Source organism: Clostridium sp. ETTB3, from assembly GCF_053571985.1.
Window position 1 is genome coordinate 438,329 of record NZ_CP199832.1, and the last position, 21,650, is coordinate 459,978.

Annotated in this window: 20 protein-coding genes; 16 read left to right on the top strand and 4 right to left on the bottom strand. The window is 26.4% G+C overall.

Annotated elements, in window-relative coordinates; all coding sequences use genetic code 11:
• Positions 1 to 54: 54 nt before the first annotated feature.
• Positions 55 to 1,173 carry a glycosyltransferase family 4 protein gene (locus ACUN06_RS02170; RefSeq protein ID WP_291733049.1) on the bottom strand — a complete coding sequence of 373 codons (1,119 nt, stop codon included), beginning with the start codon at positions 1,171 to 1,173 and terminating at the stop codon, positions 55 to 57.
• A gap of 123 nt (positions 1,174 to 1,296) precedes the next feature.
• Here ACUN06_RS02170 and ACUN06_RS02175 point away from each other — a divergent pair, with 123 nt between their 5' ends.
• The 3 genes from ACUN06_RS02175 to ACUN06_RS02185 are packed head-to-tail and all read left to right on the top strand — an operon-like array spanning position 1,297 to position 4,096.
• Complete coding sequence (locus ACUN06_RS02175; protein WP_294369210.1) at positions 1,297 to 2,292, top strand: CotS family spore coat protein; 996 nt, start codon at positions 1,297 to 1,299, stop codon at positions 2,290 to 2,292.
• 15 nt (positions 2,293 to 2,307) lie between these two features.
• Entirely contained in the window at positions 2,308 to 3,048 is a 741-nt protein-coding gene (locus ACUN06_RS02180; protein WP_412335560.1) for a hypothetical protein, read from the top strand.
• A gap of 13 nt (positions 3,049 to 3,061) precedes the next feature.
• Complete coding sequence (locus ACUN06_RS02185; protein WP_449390036.1) at positions 3,062 to 4,096, top strand: CotS family spore coat protein; 1,035 nt, start codon at positions 3,062 to 3,064, stop codon at positions 4,094 to 4,096.
• Positions 4,097 to 4,153: 57 nt separating this feature from the next.
• On the opposite strand, the gene ACUN06_RS02190 is transcribed toward ACUN06_RS02185, so the two are convergent.
• Positions 4,154 to 5,272 (bottom strand): glycosyltransferase family 4 protein, encoded by a 1,119-nt coding sequence (locus tag ACUN06_RS02190; RefSeq protein WP_449390037.1) that lies wholly within the window; start codon positions 5,270 to 5,272, stop codon positions 4,154 to 4,156.
• Positions 5,273 to 5,377: 105 nt separating this feature from the next.
• Between ACUN06_RS02190 and ACUN06_RS02195 the strand changes: the two genes are divergently transcribed.
• The gene (locus ACUN06_RS02195) at positions 5,378 to 6,379 is read left to right on the top strand and encodes a CotS family spore coat protein (protein WP_291733039.1); all 1,002 of its coding nucleotides are present in this window, start codon (positions 5,378 to 5,380) and stop codon (positions 6,377 to 6,379) included.
• Positions 6,380 to 6,608: 229 nt separating this feature from the next.
• Here the strand turns inward: ACUN06_RS02195 and yabG are convergent, their stop codons facing one another.
• A complete protein-coding gene (gene yabG / locus ACUN06_RS02200; RefSeq protein WP_412192475.1) occupies positions 6,609 to 7,496 on the bottom strand; it encodes a sporulation peptidase YabG in 888 nt (295 codons plus the stop codon).
• A gap of 260 nt (positions 7,497 to 7,756) precedes the next feature.
• On the opposite strand from yabG, the gene ACUN06_RS02205 reads away from it, so the two are divergent.
• The 11 genes from ACUN06_RS02205 to rho all read left to right on the top strand — a co-directional run bounded on the left by ACUN06_RS02205 (position 7,757) and on the right by rho (position 20,519).
• Entirely contained in the window at positions 7,757 to 7,993 is a 237-nt protein-coding gene (locus ACUN06_RS02205) for a Veg family protein (RefSeq protein WP_291733083.1), read from the top strand.
• Positions 7,994 to 8,427: 434 nt separating this feature from the next.
• Positions 8,428 to 9,999: a DUF3794 and LysM peptidoglycan-binding domain-containing protein gene (locus ACUN06_RS02210; RefSeq protein ID WP_294399556.1), complete on the top strand. Its 1,572-nt coding sequence runs from the start codon at positions 8,428 to 8,430 to the stop codon at positions 9,997 to 9,999.
• A gap of 112 nt (positions 10,000 to 10,111) precedes the next feature.
• Positions 10,112 to 10,945 carry a cyanophycinase gene (locus tag ACUN06_RS02215; protein WP_291733089.1) on the top strand — a complete coding sequence of 278 codons (834 nt, stop codon included), beginning with the start codon at positions 10,112 to 10,114 and terminating at the stop codon, positions 10,943 to 10,945.
• Complete coding sequence (gene cphA, locus ACUN06_RS02220; RefSeq protein WP_449390038.1) at positions 10,929 to 13,544, top strand: cyanophycin synthetase; 2,616 nt, start codon at positions 10,929 to 10,931, stop codon at positions 13,542 to 13,544. Before ACUN06_RS02215 ends, cphA begins: the two co-directional genes overlap by 17 nt.
• Before the next feature lie 128 nt (positions 13,545 to 13,672).
• Positions 13,673 to 14,518, top strand: a complete 846-nt coding sequence (gene ispE, locus ACUN06_RS02225) for a 4-(cytidine 5'-diphospho)-2-C-methyl-D-erythritol kinase (RefSeq protein WP_291733093.1) — start codon at positions 13,673 to 13,675, stop codon at positions 14,516 to 14,518.
• A gap of 79 nt (positions 14,519 to 14,597) precedes the next feature.
• Positions 14,598 to 15,251 (top strand): stage II sporulation protein R, encoded by a 654-nt coding sequence (gene spoIIR, locus ACUN06_RS02230; protein WP_294162809.1) that lies wholly within the window; start codon positions 14,598 to 14,600, stop codon positions 15,249 to 15,251.
• A gap of 13 nt (positions 15,252 to 15,264) precedes the next feature.
• Positions 15,265 to 16,254, top strand: coding sequence for a tRNA 4-thiouridine(8) synthase ThiI (locus ACUN06_RS02235; RefSeq protein ID WP_294399563.1), 990 nt, complete (start codon positions 15,265 to 15,267; stop codon positions 16,252 to 16,254).
• 9 nt (positions 16,255 to 16,263) lie between these two features.
• Positions 16,264 to 16,680, top strand: a complete 417-nt coding sequence (locus ACUN06_RS02240) for a DUF1934 domain-containing protein (RefSeq protein WP_291733099.1) — start codon at positions 16,264 to 16,266, stop codon at positions 16,678 to 16,680.
• 106 nt (positions 16,681 to 16,786) lie between these two features.
• On the top strand, positions 16,787 to 17,089 hold the full coding sequence (locus ACUN06_RS02245; protein WP_291733101.1) for a hypothetical protein: 303 nt from the start codon (positions 16,787 to 16,789) through the stop codon (positions 17,087 to 17,089).
• A gap of 141 nt (positions 17,090 to 17,230) precedes the next feature.
• Positions 17,231 to 18,832 (top strand): CTP synthase, encoded by a 1,602-nt coding sequence (locus tag ACUN06_RS02250; protein ID WP_294369225.1) that lies wholly within the window; start codon positions 17,231 to 17,233, stop codon positions 18,830 to 18,832.
• Between the two features lie 268 nt (positions 18,833 to 19,100).
• Complete coding sequence (rho, locus tag ACUN06_RS02255; RefSeq protein ID WP_440250352.1) at positions 19,101 to 20,519, top strand: transcription termination factor Rho; 1,419 nt, start codon at positions 19,101 to 19,103, stop codon at positions 20,517 to 20,519.
• 161 nt (positions 20,520 to 20,680) lie between these two features.
• Here the strand turns inward: rho and rpmE are convergent, their stop codons facing one another.
• Complete coding sequence (rpmE, locus tag ACUN06_RS02260) at positions 20,681 to 20,887, bottom strand: 50S ribosomal protein L31 (RefSeq protein ID WP_005212373.1); 207 nt, start codon at positions 20,885 to 20,887, stop codon at positions 20,681 to 20,683.
• A 107-nt stretch (positions 20,888 to 20,994) separates the two neighbouring features.
• Here rpmE and ACUN06_RS02265 point away from each other — a divergent pair, with 107 nt between their 5' ends.
• On the top strand, positions 20,995 to 21,636 hold the full coding sequence (locus ACUN06_RS02265) for a thymidine kinase (RefSeq protein WP_440250348.1): 642 nt from the start codon (positions 20,995 to 20,997) through the stop codon (positions 21,634 to 21,636).
• Positions 21,637 to 21,650 lie beyond the last annotated feature (14 nt).

Genomic DNA, 21,650 nt, shown 5'->3' on the forward strand with positions numbered 1-21,650 from the left:
GTAAATAAATATAATAAAACCATATGAATTTTTATTCATATGGTTTTATTATATTTAAATTAAAATACTTTCATAAGCTTTTAAAGTAGAAGTTGCTGTATTTTGCCAGTTGAAATTTAAACTATGCTTATAACCCATTTGACCATATTTTAATAATAAATCAGGGGAGTTTAATAAATAAAGTATTGCAGAAGCTAATTCATCTGTATTGTTTGGGTTAATTAAAACTGCATTATTTTCTGTAACTTCAGGAATAGAGGTAAGATTAGAGGCTATTACAGGAGTAGCACAACTCATTGCTTCAAGAGGAGGTAATCCAAATCCTTCATAAAGAGAAGGATATATAAATAATTCTGAAGCGTTATAAAAATAAGGTAAATCATCATCGGGTATGAATCCTGTAAAGATAATTTTATCATCTATAAAGAGTTCTTTACATAATTCTTGAAGTTTAGCTCCTTCATCACGGACAGAGCCACATAATACAAGCTTATAGTCTTTATTTAATGATTTATAAATTTTTTTAAAGGAGAGTATAATTTCTCTTACATTTTTTCTAGTGCTAAAGCCACCAATATATAATAAAAATGGTGAATAAATATTATATTTATTTTTTATATAATCCTTACAGGATGTTTTATTCAATGGTTTATAATTTAAATTTGCAGCTAAGGGTGTAACAAAAATTTTTTCTTCTTTTATTGAAGGAAAAAATCTTAATATATCCTTTTTAGAATATTCAGAAACTGTTAATATTGCCTTTGCATTGTTTATTATAAAAGGCATATCTTTAAGAAATCTTTCTAAATACCCCCTGCCAACAGTTTGGGGTAATATATATGGAATTAAATCATGAATAGTAACTACTACTGGAGATGTATAAAGTGAATTTAATCCTATTCCATTTTGGGGAATATGATGTAAATCAATATTATTATTTTTAATAAAACTTGGGTAATAATAATTTTCGTAAAATCCTCCATGTCTTTTGGAAGTAAAAATTATTTTTGAATTATTTTTTTTAAATTCATTATAATTTTCACCTGCCCAAAATATAGAATAAGTATTTTTTTTATCTATATTAAGAAGTTCCCTAAGAAGATTTTCAATGTAGGTACCTATTCCAGAACCTTTATATAAATTAACTCCTCTAGCGTCAATTGAAATTTTCAAAGCATAACGCCTCCTAAAAAACCTATAATATATAAATATTAAAAAAAGTAATTTATGTGATAGTAAACACAATGAAATATAGGATTTCATATAATACAAGGAAGAAAGCTTTAGGAGTTAGCTATGGATAAAGAAGAATTAAAAAAATATATAGAATCTAATTATAATATCAAGGTACAAGATGTAGAAAAGGTTAAAAATAGTTATAGGATAGGAACTGAAAATGGTGATTATGCTATAAAAATAATAAAGTATGACTTTCCACATTTTTATTTTATTTTATCTGCAATGGAGCATTTACAAAAAAAAAAATTTAGTAAAATTCCAATTATATTAAATAGTGTAAATGGTTCAAGGTATGTTAAGTTAGAAAAGCAATATGCTTATTTAACAGAATGGATACCTTCAAGAGTTAGTAATTATGATAATCCTATTGAATTAGCAAAAGTTGCTCAAAAACTTGGAGAACTTCATAATTGTAGTACAAATTTTAATATAAATAAGCAAATGAGACCACGAATTGGGTGGTATTCATGGATTAAAGTATTTAACACAAGATGTGATGAAATCTTAGATTTTAAAAATAGAATAAATCAAAAAGCATATAAATCAAATTTTGATTATATTTATTTAAAAAGTTTAGATGATGAAATAAAAAGGGGAAAAAGAGCAATACAATCCTTAATAAGTCATAGATATATGGAGGTTATGGATAAGGAGGTAAAAAAATTTGGATTTTGTCATCATGATTTTGCACACCATAATATTTTAATTGATGAAAAGGGTGAGTTAAACATTATAGACTTTGATTATTGTATTTTGGATTCTCATTTGCATGACTTATCATCATTATTAATAAGGGTAATGAAGGGAGCAAAATGGAGTAAGGAAAAAGCCAATTTAATAATAGATAACTATTGTAAAACCAATGATTTAAATAATGATGAATTTAAATTAATGGGGGATTTCATAAGTTTTCCGCAAGCATTTTGGCAAATTGGACTTCAATATTATTGGGAACAGCAGCCTTGGGGAGAAAAGTTTTTTGAAGATAAGATAAATAAATACTTGGATGATATTGAATATAGGGAAGAATTCATAGAATCATATTTTCAATAGAGAGGTGGAATGAATTTGGATATTATAGAGTATTTAAATAGCAATGGAATTATTGTTGGCGAAGAAAATTTTCCAAGGATAAAAAATAAAAAAAAAGAATGGAATGTAAAAAATCAAATTTCACTAATAATAGAAGTACAAAAAATTTTGAAAGGAAAAAAATCATATATAATTCCTAGAATTGAGAGCTCAATTGGACATGAAATAGAAAGTTTTATAGTACAAACTAAGAAAATATCAAAAATGATTAAATTGTATGAGGAAAAATATTATAAAGATGATTTTGACTATTTCATCATTGAAGAAGGAAATAAGATTTTAGCAAGGGCTAATAGAACAATAAATGCATTAGATGAAAATATGTACTTAAAATTAATATTAAGGAGTATGAACGATTATGAAATATGCTTAGGAAAGGTAGATGAAGGAAATTTAAAAAAGGATGGAATGATAATTTGTATAAGAAGTACAAGATATATTTCATATAATATGTTAGAACATGATTGCTATAACTATATAAAGAGATTAAAGAAGAAGGGATATAGTGGGAGTGTAATGGAAATAGTAAATGATTTTTCACAAAAATCAGGATTAGGAAATGAAAGTATAGATTATATAAGAGTATTAGTAAATTATCCAATTGAAGCTATTAAGATATTATCAAAAATAAAGTATGATAGAAGTAGATTTACTAATGATGAATGGGTGAAAGAAATTAATATGTCACAAAGAATAGATGGTATTGAACTTTTATAAGTGGGGGAACAAAATGAATAAATTTAGATATGTAGATAAAAGTATATTATGTAGTTATGATTTAAGTGAAGATTTTTTTCAAGAACTTGGTATAAACGTATATGATATTATTCCTTTAAGAAAGGTATTTGCTATTTTTACTGATAAGGGTAAAAAAATATTAAAAAAAATTAATTCTTCTCATGAAAGAATTGATTTTATTGATAAAGCATTAAATATAATAAAGGAAAAAGATGAATATATACTTCAATATTGTAGAAATTCAAATGGAAAAATAATTACTCAATGGAATGGTAACTCATATGTATTATTAGATATGATAGATGGAAGAGAAGCAATATTTACTAACCCAATAGAAGTTGAATGGTGTACTAAGTCAATAGCATATTTTCATAAGGCTTCAGAAGGGATAATTAGTAAATTCACAGCAGAAGAAATTAAATTAAATAGTTTAAAAAATATGATATATGAGTTTTTAAATGATTTATGTATTTTGACAGAAATAGAGAGAATAGTTAAGAAGTTTAACTATAAAAATGATTTTGATTTAATATTTTTAAATAATATAGCAAAGGCCAAAAATGATTTAAATAAATCTATAAATTTATTAACTAATGGTTCATATAGTGAGTTATTTTCAAGTGAGGACAATAATGTATTATGCCATTTAGATTTAGCACATCATAATTTTATAATAGAAGATAATAAAATTAATATTATTGATTTTGATTTTTGTAAGTTTGGAATGAAATCAATAGATATATATAATTATATGATTAAAGTTATTAAAAATTATGCATATAAAAAAGAAGTAGTAATTAATATAATAAATGATTACAGTAGTATTTTAGATATATCTAATAAAGAGAAGAATGTTATTTTTGCATTGTTAAATTATCCAAAGGACTTTATAAATATTACAAAGGATTATTATTTAAAACAAAAGTCCTGGGATGAAGAGGTTTTCGTAAGTAGATTTAAGGAAAAAATAGAAAATGATATTTTTAGAAGTGAATTATTAAGAAATATAAATGAAAATTTAGAATAAAAATTAAAGGGTTATGCATTTGCAAACCCTTTTTAATATATATTATTTAATAATATTTTAATATCTTATTATATTTTCATAAGCTTTTATAGTAGTTAATGCAGTATTTTTCCATGAATAATTATTGCTTGTGGATAACCCTCTTTCAATCATAGTAAGTTTTAAAAAACTATCAGTTAAAACTCTTTCCATTGAATAGGATAATTCATCAATGTCATTAGGATCTATTAATATAGCTGAATTTTTACAAACTTCTGGAATAGATGTAACATTAGAAGATATTACTGGAACACCACATGCCATTGCTTCAAGTGGTGGAAGGCCAAATCCTTCATAAAAGGAAGGATATACTAAAAATTCGCATGCATTATAAAATATAGGTAAATCCTCTAATGGAATAAAATCGGTAAATAATACTGAATCTAAAATTCCTAGTTTTATAGCTCTATTTCTATAAATTTCATATGAAATCCCCCTTCTGCCAGTAATAACAACTTTTAAATTCTTTTTTAAACTGTTTTTTAATAAAGAAAATGCATCTAAAATGCCAATAATATTTTTTCTAGGACTATATCCTCCAACATATAAAATAAAATCATCATTTAACCTATATTTTTCTTTAATAAATTTTTTACAATAGGCTCTATTAATAGGTTTATAAATTTCTTCAGCAGCAAGATGAGTTACAAATATTTTGTTTAATGGAAAGTTAAACTCCTTTGATATATCAAGTTTTGAAAATTCAGAAACAGTAATTATGCCATCACAATTTTTTAGTATTTTTGGTATTTCTTCAATAAATATTTTTAAATAACGATTGCTAACAGTTTGTGGCATTCTTAATGGAATTATATCATGTAAGGTAATGGTCTTAGGACAATTAATATTGTCTGAAAGGCCTACACCATTTTGAGGAACGTGATATAGCTCCATATTAAAGTTATCAAGTAAATTTGGAACTTTTACATCATCCCAAAAATTATCATTAGAGGAGTCTTTTGTATATGCGATAGAGAAGTTGTCTTTAAGATTTAAATCAGAATCTTCTGGGATGAATGTAAGATAATGATTTAAATTATCATATTTGCTTAAATTGTTAATAAGTTGATAAGTGTAGGTTCCTATACCTGTTCCTCTATACCATTTTGCGGCTCTTCCATCGATACCAATCTTCATGATTTAATCCTTTCAAAATAGTTATAATTTATTATATTATAATAAATAAAAAATGTTAATAAAAGAAGATATATGTACATATAAATATAAAGGGGGTGAGGAAGTATGATGAGAGAATTTGAAATAGAAAGACAATTTCAAATAAAAATAGATATAATAAAAGCTAATAAGGGTATCTATTATATTAAAACTAATAAGGGTGAAAGATGTCTTAAAAAGATAAATTATGGACCACAGAAGCTTTTGTTTGTTTATGGAGCTAAAGAGCATTTAATAAAAAATGGATTTAAAAATGTAGATAAATATTTCTTAAATATAGATGGTGAACCATATGCATTAGTTAATGAAGATTTATATACATTATCTGAGTGGTTAGAGGGAAGAGAATGTGATTTTCATAATATAGAAGAGGTTAAAATTGCAGCTGAAACATTAGCTAAGTTACATGAAGCATCTAAAGGATATGATCCACCCGAAAATTCTAAATTAAAAAGTGATTTAGGAAGATGGCCAAGTCTTATGGAAAAGAGAATTAAATCTTTAGATAAGATGAGAGATATGATAAGAAAGAAAAATAGAAAAAGTGATTTTGACTTATTATATTTAAAATCAATGGAATTCTATAAGGATATAGCAAAGAAAGCATTAAATACTTTAAATGCATCAGAATATGTTAAATTATGTGAAATTGCAGAACATGAAAAGGGATTCTGCCATCATGATTATACTTATCACAACATTATTTTAGGTAATGATAATTCAGTTAGCGTGATTGATTTTGATTATTGCAAGAGGGAAGTACGAACATTTGATATTTCAAATTTCATGATAAAGGTTTTAAAGCGAAATAATTGGAACATAGATTTTGCAAATGCAATTATTGAATCATATAATAAGGTTTCAAAGTTAGATGAATGTGAATATAACGTATTATATGCATACTTACAATTTCCACAAAGATATTGGAGACTTGCTAACAGATATTATTACAATGAAGTAAACTGGGGACAAAATACTTTTGATAGTAAATTAGAAAGTATAATTAATGAAAAGGAAGAATACTTAAAATTCTTAGAACATTTTAAAAATGAATATAATACAATTTAAAAGCCAGCTTTTTAAAGCCGGCTTTTAAATTAGTTAGTAGTTAGTAGTTAGTAGTTAAGGAGAAAATTCAGCTTAGGCTGAATTTTTAAAAATATATTTTAAGGGGCTGTCGCACTAAAACTTTTATACACAATATATTGTTTTAAAAAATAAAAATTAATACAATATATTATAGTATTTATTATTAATGCGACATCCCCCATCCCCATCCACAACTAAAAACTACTAACTAAACAAACGTTGATTTGGGATATCCCTCTCTATATTTACCCCTGGTTTGTAGTCCTCCAATTCCTTTTATTCCTGTAATAGTATTTTCAACTATATCTGTTATTGAAACAACAGAGTCAATAGTTGTATAGGCAATTTTTTCACATACAAATACTGGATCTAAGCAATGGATTAATACACGGTTTGGAGAACTAGCAAAATTAGCTCCAGCATCTAATAAACATTCATAACATGACTGACAAGCTCCTGCAAATATAACTAATTCATCATAGCTTGAATTATAATTTCTAAGTGCTTTAACAGCATCAATATAATATTTTGAATTTCTATAATTATTTAAGTTTAAGTAATCATTACTTTCTTTTAAAACACTATCATGCCCAGTTAAAACAACGATATCAGGTTTAATTTCCTTAACTAAATCTACAACTTGATTGGCTTGTTCTTTTTCTAAAATAGCACGACCAACTGCATCTAATGAAAGTTGTTTATATACTTTTAGACACGTTTCCAAATAATCCTTATCTCCATCAATATGAAGTATTTTTCCAGGACGACCAAAGATTAAATCTTTATTGGGATTATTTTTGGGAACTTTATTTCCTCTAGGCAATAATATGGAATTATTTTTAGGGGATAATCTAGAACGAGTATTAACAGCCTTTTTTATAGCTTCATTAATACGGCTGTTTAATATTTTTTCTTTTTCTCCAATAAAATCAACATCAACAGGCTCCAAATCAGCCTCAGGTGAATCAGCAATTATTCGTATGCTAATTCCTTTAAGAATATATATAGTTTTACCATCTACTTCTTTTATATCTATTATTTTAAAAGTTATATCTTTATCATAAGATTTTCTAACAACAACATCACCTATTACCATTTTATTCTCCAAGTTTAATACATTAATATCAATTTATAATATGATAATTTACTATTCTTTGCGCATTAAATATTTATTGATAATTTTATAATAATGAATAAAAAAATAAAAAAAGTTAATAATAATTAATAGATAATTTGGTAAATAGATAAAGGAAAAAGTTTATATTGACAAAATGGCTATAAGGTGATAAGATAACTAGAATTATTTGACAAAAATGCTAAAAAGTTTTATAATATACTTAGAAAGATGGTGGTAATATGGAAGGAAATAAAACATTAGCCAACATAAGAAAAGACATAGAAAACCACGTAGGCGAAAAGGTTACTTTAAAAGCAAATAGTGGAAGAAAAAAAATATTAGTAAATGATGGAGTTATAGAAAGTGTTCATCCTAGTATTTTTGTTGTAAGATTAGAAAATGATAATCAAAGAACAGTAACTTATAGCTACTCAGATGTTTTAACTAAGACGGTATCTTTATATTATGCAGTATAAATAAAAGCTTCGAGAAATTCGAAGCTTTTATTTTTTTAAAAGTATTTTTAAATTTTTATAAAAATATTTCTAAAAAATAACTTTTAAAATAAAAAAATATACATAAATAAAAAAAAGAAAGATGGCGGGTATCCATCTTTCAACTATGGTATAAAAGGGTATTGAGAATTTATGAGAGGTTATATGGTCAATAACCATCTTTATAATATGACATATTTATAATAAAGTCAACAATTTATTTAAAAAAAATAAAATTTTTTTAAATAATCGATAAAATTCGACACAAACACCTAAATAATGGTATTAAAATGATCAATATAAAAATTTTGATGAATTTATTACTAAAAAATTAGTAAACAGTTTATAGAGATTAGAATAAATATATATTTAGAGAATATAAATTATAGTAAGTTATACTATAAGGGAGGGGTAAAATGTCTCAGATAGATGTTATTAAGGAAAGTATTCAAAATGAACAATTAATAAGAGAAAGTTCTACTGATAATGTACTAAAGGGTGAATATTTAATAAAGGATTCACATCCAGACGTTTATCAAATATTGGGAATAGAAGCTAATTCAACTATTACTAATAAAGAAATTTTAGCAGATAAAATAATGATAGAAGGTCAAATTAATTATTCTGTTATGTACTTATCAGAGGATGAAAGTAAAGAAACTAGTATAAATTCAGTTTATTTATCAGAAAAATTTGCTGACTATATTGATATTAATTCTGAAGAACATAAAGTTATCTGCGAAGTAGATTGTGCAATAGAACATATTCAAGCTAGTATTATGAATGAACGTAAGATAGCTATTGATGGAATAAGGACTATAAATTGGAAAATTTATAAGGTTTGTGAATTTGAATTCGTAAAAGAAATTGAAGGAAAAGATGATATACAAATTAAGAAAAAGAGTGAGGAAATAAATCAAATAAAATGTGAAACTACTATTGAGATAATGGGTAAATCTATGATTAAAGCAACAATGGATAAACCTGAAATAGATGAAATACTAGCTTGTTCAATAAACTTACACAAAAAAGAAGTAAAATTAGGTGATGGTAAAATTTACTTTGGATGCTATTGTAAGATAGAAGTTTTATGTAAGGGAAAAGATGAAAATAGTATTTTCTTGCTACAAGATGATGTTTATTTATCTAAGGAAGAAGAAGCAATTGGAGTTAATAGTGATATGTTAGCTTCAAATCAAATTGAAATAGTAAGCTATGACTATATAGTAATTGCAGATGATTTAGGAGAAAGTAGAGCTGTAAACATTGAGTTTTTAGTTAAAGGATCAGTTAGAGTTGTTTCAAAGGAAGTTATAGATGTAATTAAGGATGCATATTCACCAACAAAATCAGTTTTATTAACTAAAAAGAAATATAATATAGGATTGATTCAAGGAATAGTACCATCAGAATTAATAATAAAGGATAATTTATACCCTAAAAATGAAGATGAAAAAATATCTTCTGTGGTATTTACATCAGGATATCCTTTAATTACTGATACAACAATGGAAGATGATATTATAAAAATTGAAGGAATAGTAAAGATACAAGTATTTTATAAAACTTCTGAAGAGGAAAATTTTAGATTTGATATGTGTACTGGAGAAATTCCATTTACATCAGTTGTAGATTTAAAAGGCACTAAACCTGATATGAATGCAATTTGTAATGTTCATTTAGAAAATATAGATGGAACTGTTGAAGCAAATACAATAGGAATAAGAGCAACGTTATCTATAGCAACAAAGGTTTGTTATAAAGTAGAAAAAGAATGGATAGTTGATATAGAAGAAAGTGAAGAAGAAAAACAATGTAAGAAGTCATCTGTAACAATATATGTTGTTAATGTAGGTGATACATTATGGGAATTAGCTAAAAAATATAACACAACAATGGATTCGTTAATTAAAATTAATGAGTTAGAAGGTTCAGAGTCATTAACAGTTGGCAAAAAAATAATAATACCAGGAAAATGTAAATTTTAATATTAATTAATAAAAGAGGCGCTACATGAATGATTGTAGCGCCTCTTTTATTGATGTGTATATATTTCTAACAATTGGATAAAATAAGAAATACATGATATGAGGTGATAATTTGAATGAAAAAATAAGTGGCAATTTAATTATTATAGGAGGTGCAGAAGATAAAAGAGGAAAAAAGGAAATATTAAAAAAAGTTGCAGAGTATATAAATACTAAAGAAGATAAGATGTTAATAGCAACTATAGCAACAGAGTATCCAGAAAAAACTTATGATGACTATAAAAATGTATTTATAAAGTTAGGAATAAAAAATATTGATAAACTTGACATTAGTAAAAGAGAAGATGCATTTAATGATAAAAATATAAATTTAATTAAAACTACAAATTTGTTGTTTTTTACAGGAGGAGATCAATTAAGAATAACAAGTATGATAGGTGGGACTCCTATTTATAATGTTATTAAAGAATTATGTAGTAATGGAGGCGTAATTGCAGGAACTTCGGCAGGTGCTTCTGTAATGAGCGATACAATGATTGTAGAAGGTGAAGATGATGAATCGCCACATAAATGTACATTAAAAATGTCACCTGGATTGGGATTAGTAAAAAATATAATAATAGATCAGCATTTTGCTCAAAGAGGAAGGGTAGGGAGACTACTTACTGCAATTGCACAAAATCCAGAAGTATTGGGAATAGGAATAGATGAAGATACTGCAATTTTAGTAAGTGATAAAGGAACAGCAGAGGTGATAGGTTCTGGAGCAGTATATTTTATAGATGGAAGTGGAATTACTTATAGCAATGTTTCAGAACAATATAGTAATGAAATATTAAGTATGTTTAATGTTAAACTTCATGTATTAAAAGAGGGAGATAAATTTGATTTATTAAAAAAGATACCTTTTGAGGAGGATAAATATTTTCATGAAAATCATAGGTAGTACGGTGTATGAAGGTAGGAATATTCATTCACATAAAAAATGCATAGTTTTAGATGTGGACTTAGAAGGATATTCAGAAATACCAAGCAAGGATATAAAAAGGTTTAATGAAAAATTAATAAGATTACTTCCAATATTACATACTCATAGATGTGGTATAGATGAAGAAGGTGGGTTTGTAAAAAGATTAAAAGAAGGAACATATTTAGCTCATATTTGTGAACATATGATTATTGCTATACATAATATTTTAGGTATGGATATATATTATGGTAAAGCAAGGGAAATAAAAGGAGATAAATATATTGTTGTATATCAGTATGAGTATAGTAAAACTGGAATTGAAATTGGAAAGTTAGCAGTAGATATTATAAATTCATTTATATATGGAGAAAATGTATTTTTTGATGAGAGATTAAAAGCAATAAAAAATATATTAAATGATGAGGTAATTGGACCTAGTTCATTAGAAATATGTAATGCTGCGAAAAGTATTGGAATGCCAGTTTTAAAAATTGCAGATAGTGGATTTTATCAAATTGGATATGGTAAACAAGGTAAGGTTATAGAATCAGCAATAAGTAATTTAACAAGTTGTGTTGCAGCAGATATATCATGTGATAAATTAGTTTCAAAGGAACTTTTGACAATACAAAACTTACCAGTTTCAAGTGGGGAAAAGGTAAGCGATGTTATGAGCTTATTAAAATCAGCAAAAGAATTAGGATATCCAGTTGTATTAAAACCTGAGTTTGGAAATAAAGGAAGAGATGTGATTTTAAATATTAAAACTGATAAAGAGTTAATAGATAATTATAATAAGCTAAATGAAAAGTACAAAGATATATTAATAGAAAAGTACTATGAAGGTGATGATTATAGGGTTTGTGTTGTAAATAATAAGGTAGTAGCTGTATCAAAGCGAATTCCACCATATATTATAGGAGATGGAGTTAAAACTATACAAGAACTTATAGAAGATTTAAACAGTGATGAATCTAGAGGATATGATCATGAAAAGCCACTTACCAAAATAAAGATAGATGATGAAATAATTAGAAATTTAAATATAAATAATTATAAAATAAATTCAGTTTTAGAAAAAGATAAGAAGATTGTTTTAAGACAGAATTCAAACTTATCAACTGGTGGTAGTGCAATTGATTGTACTGATGATATTTCAAAAGAAAATAAAGATATGTGTGTAAGAGCAGCTAAGGCTATAGGACTTGATATTTGTGGTATTGATATTTGTACAAAAGATATAAAAAAATCTTTATTAAGTGAAGGAGCAATTATAGAGGTAAATGCAGGACCAGGATTGAGAATGCATTCTTATCCAAGGAAAGGCATTAAAAGAAATGTTGGAATAGATATAATTAATATGATGTACAATAATAATCCGAAGAATATACCTGTAATTTCAATTACAGGAACAAATGGAAAAACGACTACAACTAGATTAATAAATAGCACATTGTTAAAGATGGGATATTGTGTTGGAATGACAAGTACCGAAGGAATATATATAAATGGAGAATGTATTGATAAGAGAGATGATACAGGCTTTGAAAGTGCTAAATGTGTATTATTTAATAAAGATGTAGATGTAGCTGTTTTGGAAACAGCTAGAGGTGGAATAATTAGAAAGGGTTTAGCATATGATTTAGCTGATGTAGCAGTGGTAACAAATATTACTGAAGACCATTTAGGGGTAGACAGAATTAATACAATGGATGATTTGTGTAAAGTAAAATCATTAGTAGCTGAAGCTGTAAAGGATGATGGTTATGTTGTAATAAATGCTGATGATAAATGGAGCAAAAATATAATAAATAATATAAAGTCTAATATAATATATTTTTCAGTTGATTGTAATAATCCATTAATAAAAAGGAATATTCTTGAGCATGGAATTTCAGTTTACTTAAAAGATAATTATATATGTGTTAATAACTTAGAAAGAGAATATAAAATAATTAATATAGAAGATATTCCAATTACTTTAAATGGGCGATTAGATTTTAATATTGAAAATTCTATGGCAGCATGTGCTGCATTAGTAGGATTAGGAATTGATTATGCCATGATAAAAATAGGTCTTAATAAGTTTAATGCAAATGAAAATTCAGGAAGATTTAATATTTATAATTGTAATGATGTTAAAATAATTTTGGATTATGGTCATAACATTGATGGATATAAAAAGGTATTATCAAAACTAAGATATATGACAGAGGGGAAAATTACTGGAGTAATAGGAGTACCAGGAGATAGGGGGAATATTGTAGCAAGAGAAATTGGTAGGATAAGTTCAAGATATCTTGATAAAATAATAATAAAGGAAGATAGAAACAAAAGAGGTAGAGAAAAAGGAGAAATAGCTAAAGCTATAAGTGAAGGGGTTTCAGAACAAAATAGTAATATGGATTTTAAGGTTATATTAGATGAAGTAAAAGCTTTAGAAAGGGCATATGTTGAATCTACTCCAGGGGATATGATAATTGTATTTTTTGAGGAATTAGAACCCTTAGTAGAATTTATTAAATCTAATAAAACCGTTAATGAAAATGTAGGGAATATTGCTAATTGGATTTAAAGAATACAGTAATGATATATTTACTATAAGAAAAATAATATATATAATATAATTTATAAAAGTTCAGAGTTTTTGCTCTGAACTTTAATTTAGGATAGATACTTTCCATATTGAAAGGATTTGAATAAATGAAAATAAAAGCTTATGCAAAAATAAATATATCTTTAGATGTAGTAGGAAAAAGAAAAGAAGATGGTTATCATTTATTAAAGATGATAATGCAAAATATTGATTTATATGATGAAATATATGTTGAAAAGCGTAAAAGTAATATAAAGTTAGAGTGTAATAAAAGCTATGTGCCAACTGACTCTAGAAATTTAGCTTATAAAGCAGCAATGTTATTTAAAGAAAAATATGATATTAAAGAAGGTGTCTATATAAACATTGTGAAAAATATCCCAGTTTCAGCAGGGCTAGCAGGTGGAAGTACTGACGGTGCAGCTGTATTAAAACTTATGAACAAGCTATTTGAAGTAAATGCTTCAGATGAAGAATTGATGGAATTAGGATTAAAGTTAGGTGCAGATATACCTTATTGTATAAAAGGGGGAACTGCTCTTTGTGAAGGAATAGGAGAAAAAATTACTGAATTAAAACCATTTAAGGATAAAATTTTAGTATTGGTTAAACCAGGATTTGGGGTATCCACAAAAGAAGTATATAAGTCATTTGAATTGGATAAAGCAAGGATACATCCTAAAACTGATAAATTAATAGAAGCTATTGAAAATGATGACTTATATTATGTTGCAAATAATATGAAAAACTTATTAGAAAATGTAACTTTAAGAAAACATAATATATTAATTAGAATAAAAGAAGAAATGAATAGATATGGTGCTGTTGGAAGTATGATGAGTGGCAGTGGGCCAAGTGTATTTGCATTTTTTGATGATATGTTAAAGGCACAAAGATGTTATGAAAAAATGAAGGAAAATCATAGAGAAGTATTTTTAACTAGAACTATTTAAAAAATTAAATAATATTAAATTAAATGAATAAACCCCTTTAAAGTGTCAATAATTATTACTAAAAGAAAGGGGTTATGTTATGAAAAGATATAATAATTTTATAGTAATTTTAGTTTTGTTAATATTTACTTTAAATGGATGTTGTAAGAATGATATAATAAATAATAAAGATAATAGCTTAGAACTTGAAACACTTAATTATGAGGAAATTAAGGACAAGCTAATTAGATTTCATGTTATAGCAAATAGTGATACTGAAGAAGATCAAAGTTTAAAGTTAAAGGTAAGAGATAAGGTTGTAGAAGCATTAAGTGAGAAGCTTAAGGGAGTAACATCTTTAGAAGAAGCTGAAATTATATTAAATGATAATATTGATTATGTAAATAACATAGCTAAGGATGTAATTTTAAATAATAATTATGATTATGAAGTAAATACAATGCTTTCATATGAAAATTTTCCAGATAAGGTTTATGGAGATTATGTTTTTCCACAAGGAAATTATGAGGCATTTAGAGTTATAATTGGATCAGGGCAAGGGCGTAACTGGTGGTGTGTAATGTTTCCATCATTATGTTTTGTTGATGAAAGCAAAAGTGATGTTAATTCAGATAATTTAAAACAAGAAATTGAAAATATAAAACCAAAAGAAATAAATAATTTAAATAATGAAAATGATGACATTAAGTTTAAAAGTAAAATGGTTGATGTTGTTAAAAATTTATTTAAATAAAGAGGAGGACAAAATGACAAAATCATTAGCAATGATTTCAGGTGGGTTAGATAGTATATTAGCTGCTAAATTAATAAAGGAACAAGGAATAGATGTATTAGGAATATGTTTTAGATCATATTTTTTTAATGAGCAAAGTGCAATTAAAATGGCAAAACAAATAGATATACCATTATTGGTTGTTGATTTTTCTCCAGAACACTTAGAATTAGTTAAAAATCCTAAGCATGGTAGAGGTAAGAATATGAATCCTTGTATAGATTGTCATGCTATGATGATGAATTATGCAGGAAAATTGTTAGAAGAACATAATGCAGATTTTATAATAACTGGAGAAGTTTTAAATCAAAGACCTATGTCTCAAAACAGACAAGCTTTAAATATTGTAAAGAAAGAATCAGGATTTTCAAATAAAATATTAAGACCTCTTTGTGCTAAAAATATTGAACCAACTGAAATGGAGCTAAATGGACTAGTTGATAGAGAAAAATTATTAGATATATCAGGAAGAAGTAGAAAAACACAAATGGAATTAGCTGAAAAGTGGGGGATAACAGAATATCCATCACCAGCAGGAGGATGTAAGCTTACTGAACCTAATTATGCATTAAGATTAAGAGATCTTTTAACATTTAAAGATGAAGTTAATGAATCTGAGTTACAGTTATTAAGATATGGAAGACACTTTAGAACTGCTGATAATAATAAGATAATAGTTGCTAGAACCAAGGAAGAAGGAGAGGCAATTAAAATGCTTGTTAATAAGGAATATTTATCATTCCATGCAGCAGAGTTTTCAGGCGCATTAGTATTATTAGAGGGTAATGGAACTGAAAGTGATAAAGTATTAGCAGCGAGAATGGCAGCTAGATATAGTAAAGGAAGAGAACAAGATAAAATCAAAATTAAATATGGTATATATGGAAGAAAATTAGATAACTATATAGAAGTAGAAGCAATAAGTGATAGTGAGCTAGAACAATTTATTATTTCTATAAAGTAGGAGGATAAAATGGAAAAAAGAGCAATTATAACAGTAAAAAGTTTTTCAGATATTGAGCCAAATGAAGCAATAGAAGTTGTAACACCTGGAACATTTATTATACATGAAGATGGATTTAAAGCTATATATGAAGAATCTGAGCTATCTGGAATGGATGGGACAACAACTACATTAAATATAAAACATAATAGTATGGTACTTGAAAGAGTTGGTTCAACGAGTACAAATATGGAATTCAAAGAAGGTGAAAATGTACTATCTTTATATAATACTCCATATGGTATGTTAAATTTAAATATAGATACTAAAAGATTAAAAATAAATATGAATGAAGAGGGTGGGGAAATACACTCTAAGTATGTTATAGGACTTGATGGACAAGAAGGTATAACAACAATATTAGATATAAAAATTCAAGTAAATTAAAAAGTTTGACATCTTAAAAATTTAAAAAGTTTTTAAGATGTATTTTTTTATGTATAAAAGTTTATAGTAAGGAAAGAATTAAAGAAAATATGTAAATCAAGGTGGTGTGAAGAATATAAATAGGGCAGGAATTATAATAATGATAATTTGTAAGTATTATGATTTGAAATATGAAGAAATAAATGAGTTTTGGAAAAAAAGAGAAAATTCATATTTAATAACTTTGCTTATGAAAAATTTTAAATGCTTAAATAATAATGAATTAAGGAAAAGGTTAGGTATTTCAAATAATAAAAGTTTATATAATAAAGTTAAAATTGCTGAAGAAAAAATACTTATTAATAAAAGGTTTAGAGAGGAATATTTTGAGTTAGAGGAAAAAATAAAAGAAAATTTAAAAAATGCATAAAAGCACTAGCTTTAATAAAGCTAATGTGGTACTATATTATTTATGGTAAATATTTGATAATTGTATAAGAGAGGTAATTTAAATTATATCATTGATAAAATCAATAGTCAATAATAAAAACAAAAAAATGGGGGAATATAAATGAATACAAAATATGTTTTTGTTACAGGTGGGGTTGTATCAGGTTTAGGAAAGGGAATAACAGCAGCTTCTTTAGGAAGATTGTTGAAAAATAGGGGCTTAAAGGTATCAATACAAAAGTTTGATCCTTACTTAAATATAGATCCAGGTACAATGAGTCCTTATCAACATGGTGAGGTTTTTGTAACTGATGATGGAGCAGAAACTGATTTAGATTTAGGTCATTATGAAAGATTTATAGATGAAAATTTAACTCAAAACAGCAATATAACATCTGGTAGAATTTATTGGTCTGTTATTTCAAGAGAAAGAAGGGGAGAATATCTTGGGGGAACTGTTCAAGTTATACCCCATATTACAAATGCTATAAAAGAAAGGGTACATAGGGTAGCTAAGGAAAGAGATGTAGATGTTGTAATTACTGAAATTGGTGGGACTGTAGGAGATATTGAGTCACAGCCGTTTCTTGAGGCAATAAGACAAATAAAATATGATGTAGGAAGAGAAAATGTATGTTTTATTCATGTTACATTAGTACCTTTCCTAGGAAAATCAGGAGAATTAAAAACTAAGCCAACTCAGCATTCTGTTAAAGAATTAAGAAGTATTGGTATCCAACCTGATATAATAGTTTGTAGGTCAGAAAAGGAATTATCTGATGATTTAAAAAATAAAATAGGTTTATTTTGCAATATTGAAGGAAAATGTGTAATTCAAAATTTAGATGCAAATCATTTATATGAGGTTCCGCTAATGTTGCATAAAGAAGGATTAGATAGACTTGTAGTAGAAAAATTAGAATTAGGTTGTTGGGATATTGATAATTCAGAATGGATTGATATGGTATCAAGATTAAAAAATTTAAAAGGAAATACTAACATTGCATTGGTAGGAAAATATGTAGAACTACATGATGCATATTTATCAGTTGTAGAAGCGTTAAATCATGGTGGATTAGCAAATGGTACTAATGTTAATATTAAATGGGTAAATGCAGTAGATGTTACCTCAGAAAACATAGAAGAATTACTAGGTGATGTTAATGGGGTTTTAGTACCTGGTGGATTTGGAGACAGAGGTATAGAAGGCAAAATAGAAGCTATAAAATATGCAAGAGAAAATAAAATTCCTTTCTTGGGAATTTGTTTAGGAATGCAAACCGCTGTAATTGAATTTGCAAGAAATGTAGTAGGATATGATAATGCCAATAGTTATGAAATTAATCCTGAAACAAAGTATCCAGTAATAGATTTAATGCCAGAGCAAAAGGATATAGAAGATTTAGGTGGAACAATGAGATTAGGATTATATCCATGTAAATTAAAAGAAGGTTCAAAAGTAAATGAATGTTATGATGATAAGTTAATATATGAAAGACATAGACATAGATATGAATTTAATAATGAATATAGAAAGCAAATAATATCTTCAGGAATGAAAATTACAGGAACTAGTCCAGATGGAAGATTAGTTGAAATTGTAGAACTAGAAAACCACCCATGGTTTGTAGCAGTTCAATTTCATCCTGAGTTAAAATCAAGACCTAATAAACCACATCCATTATTCAAAGGATTTATAAAGGCATCATTAGGTGATAATTAATAAAAACGAAGGAAATTCCTTCGTTTTTATTGTTTAATGTTATAAAAATGTTTATATTGGAAAAGCTTAAAATATAAGTTTCTATTGTATTTTAAAGAGTATTAGTTCATAATTATATATAAAATTAAGTTTGTTTTTAAACTATGAATTTATTTTGAAGAATTATTTTTCATATCAATATATCAAACCTTAAGGTTAATCTAAATCGTATCCCTAATTAATAGAAACTATTGGAGGTGTCATTTTGACAAGAGAAATATACTCTGAGATGACTTTAGTAGATTTAAAAAATAAGGCTAAAGAGCTTGGAATAAAAAACATAAGTAAATTAAAGAAAAGTGAATTGATAGATGAATTAGTAAAGGTAACACCAAATTCTATAGAAAAAAATGGTGTAGTTTTAAGAGAAAAAATTGCTCCAAAGATAAGAGAAAAGGAAAGTACTAATAATACTAATAATACTAATAATACTAATAATGGTTATTCAACTAGAGAAAATAACATAACAGAAGAGCAAAAAGAAGAAAAAAAAGAAAAGTTAAAAGTAATGATAAATGAATCGGGATCAGCAAAGGGTGTCTTAGAGGTTCAAGAAAATAATAACTTTGGATTTTTAAGATGTGATAACTATTTAACAAGTGAAAATGATATATATGTATCTCCATCACAAATTAGAAGATTTAATTTAAGAACTGGAGATGAGGTTCAAGGAAAAGTTAGGGAAGCAAAAGATGGTGAAAAATTTAAGGCATTATTGTTTGTTGAAAAAGTTAATGGAGATAATCCTGAAAAGGCAATAGGAAGAAAAAACTTTGAAACATTAACACCTATATATCCAAATGAAAGATTACATTTAGAAACTAATAATGAGAAGGATTTATCTTCAAGATTAATGGATATTATATGCCCTATAGGAAAAGGACAAAGAGGAATAATAGTAGCTCCACCTAAAGCAGGTAAAACTACTTTATTAAAGAGAATTGCTCAAAATATTACTATAAATCATCCAGATGTAAAGTTAATTGTATTATTAATAGATGAAAGACCAGAAGAAGTTACTGATATGAAGAGATCTATTAATGGAGATGTAATTTATTCAACTTTTGATGAAGAACCACAAAATCATGCAAAAGTAGCTCAAATGGTATTAGAAAGAGCTAAAAGAATGGTGGAACAAGGAAAAGATGTTGTTATATTATTAGATAGTATAACAAGATTATCAAGAGCATATAATTTAACAATTACACCTACTGGAAGAACTTTATCAGGTGGGTTAGATCCAGGAGCATTAATAATGCCTAAAAAATTCTTTGGAGCTGCAAGAAATATTGAGGAAGGTGGAAGTTTAACAATACTTGCAACAGCCTTAATTGAAACAGGTTCAAGAATGGATGATATGATTTTTGAAGAGTTTAAGGGAACTGGTAATATGGAAGTTCATCTTGATAGAAGATTACAAGAAAGAAGGATATTCCCAGCAATCGACATATATAAATCAGGAACAAGAAAAGAAGATTTATTATTAACAGATGAAGAAAAGGAAGTTGCATATGCTATTAGAAAGGTAATGTATAGAGATGGAAACATTGAAAAAATTACTGAAAATTTAATAAATATGCTATCAAAAACAAAAAATAATAGGGAGTTTATTCAGGTTTTCCCTAAAAATGATATATTCAAGAAATAATTTATTTCTTAATTAAATAAAAAAGGCTATAACATTAGTTGAAATTCATACTTTTATTAAGTAAATCAATTATTGTAATAGCCTTTTTAATATAATTTAATTATTTATAAAAGAAAAAATGAGAAAGAAATAAATCCTTTCTCATAAATTCTAACTTAATTCTATTTGTTAAGACCGAACTTCTTGTTGAATTTGTCAACTCTACCGCCGATATCAACGATTTTTTGCTTACCAGTGAAGAATGGGTGGCATTTAGCACATATATCTACTTTTAACTCTTCTTTAACAGAACCAGTTGTAAATGTGTTTCCACATGCGCACTTAACCACAGCATCGTGATGGTATTCTGGATGTATGCCTTGTTTCATTTAATTCACCTCTTTCAAAATACATTCATTGACTTGCAATGACCTATAAAATTATATCATAGTCGACAAATACAGTCAATATAACTAAGAAATAAAAACATCTTTTTATGTATTTATTAAAATGCTATAATCGAATAAGAGACATATATAAGAGGAGAGACGATATGAGCAAATTATATTTTAGATACGGTGCAATGAATTCAGGAAAATCAACAAATCTTATGCAAGTTGCTTACAATTATGAAGAGCGTGGAATGAGGGTTTTATTAATTAAACCATCTACAGATAAAAAGGGTGGAGATAAGTTAGTATCAAGACTTGGGGTTGAAAGAAAGGTAGATTTATTAATTGATGATGCTCAAAATATTTATGATGAAGTTAATAAGTGGCAAAGTGAAAAATATAATATAGATTGTATATTAGTAGATGAGGTTCAATTTTTTAAGGCGAATCAAATTGATGAACTTTTTAAAGTTGCAGTTTGTTTAGATATTCCAGTAATTTGTTATGGGCTTAGAACTGATTTTAAAATGGAAGGATTTGAGGGAAGTACAAGATTATTATTATTAGCACATAGTATTGAAGAACTAAAAACTATTTGTAAATGTGGTAAAAAAGCTATATTAAATGGAAGAAAAATTAATAATAAATTTGTATTTGAAGGACAACAAGTAGCAATTGATAATGTAGATAATGTGGAATATGAATCATTATGTGGTCATTGCTATTTCAAATATAAAAATGAATAAAAGTGAGAGTGGAG

Excerpts from the sequence above, each read along its gene's own strand:
- ACUN06_RS02240 (WP_291733099.1), top strand. The coding sequence starts at position 16,264 with ATGGAAAAAAGAGCAATTATAACAGTAAAAAGTTTTTCAGATATTGAG.
- ACUN06_RS02175 (WP_294369210.1), top strand. The coding sequence starts at position 1,297 with ATGGATAAAGAAGAATTAAAAAAATATATAGAATCTAATTATAATATC.
- cphA (WP_449390038.1), top strand. The coding sequence starts at position 10,929 with ATGAAAATCATAGGTAGTACGGTGTATGAAGGTAGGAATATTCATTCA.
- ACUN06_RS02265 (WP_440250348.1), top strand. The coding sequence starts at position 20,995 with ATGTATTTATTAAAATGCTATAATCGAATAAGAGACATATATAAGAGG.
- yabG (WP_412192475.1), bottom strand. The coding sequence starts at position 7,496 with ATGGTAATAGGTGATGTTGTTGTTAGAAAATCTTATGATAAAGATATA.
- ACUN06_RS02250 (WP_294369225.1), top strand. The coding sequence starts at position 17,231 with ATGAATACAAAATATGTTTTTGTTACAGGTGGGGTTGTATCAGGTTTA.
- ispE (WP_291733093.1), top strand. The coding sequence starts at position 13,673 with ATGAAAATAAAAGCTTATGCAAAAATAAATATATCTTTAGATGTAGTA.
- ACUN06_RS02185 (WP_449390036.1), top strand. The coding sequence starts at position 3,062 with ATGAATAAATTTAGATATGTAGATAAAAGTATATTATGTAGTTATGAT.
- ACUN06_RS02190 (WP_449390037.1), bottom strand. The coding sequence starts at position 5,272 with ATGAAGATTGGTATCGATGGAAGAGCCGCAAAATGGTATAGAGGAACA.
- ACUN06_RS02235 (WP_294399563.1), top strand. The coding sequence starts at position 15,265 with ATGACAAAATCATTAGCAATGATTTCAGGTGGGTTAGATAGTATATTA.
- rho (WP_440250352.1), top strand. The coding sequence starts at position 19,101 with ATGACTTTAGTAGATTTAAAAAATAAGGCTAAAGAGCTTGGAATAAAA.
- ACUN06_RS02210 (WP_294399556.1), top strand. The coding sequence starts at position 8,428 with ATGTCTCAGATAGATGTTATTAAGGAAAGTATTCAAAATGAACAATTA.
- ACUN06_RS02205 (WP_291733083.1), top strand. The coding sequence starts at position 7,757 with ATGGAAGGAAATAAAACATTAGCCAACATAAGAAAAGACATAGAAAAC.
- rpmE (WP_005212373.1), bottom strand. The coding sequence starts at position 20,887 with ATGAAACAAGGCATACATCCAGAATACCATCACGATGCTGTGGTTAAG.
- ACUN06_RS02195 (WP_291733039.1), top strand. The coding sequence starts at position 5,378 with ATGATGAGAGAATTTGAAATAGAAAGACAATTTCAAATAAAAATAGAT.
- spoIIR (WP_294162809.1), top strand. The coding sequence starts at position 14,598 with ATGAAAAGATATAATAATTTTATAGTAATTTTAGTTTTGTTAATATTT.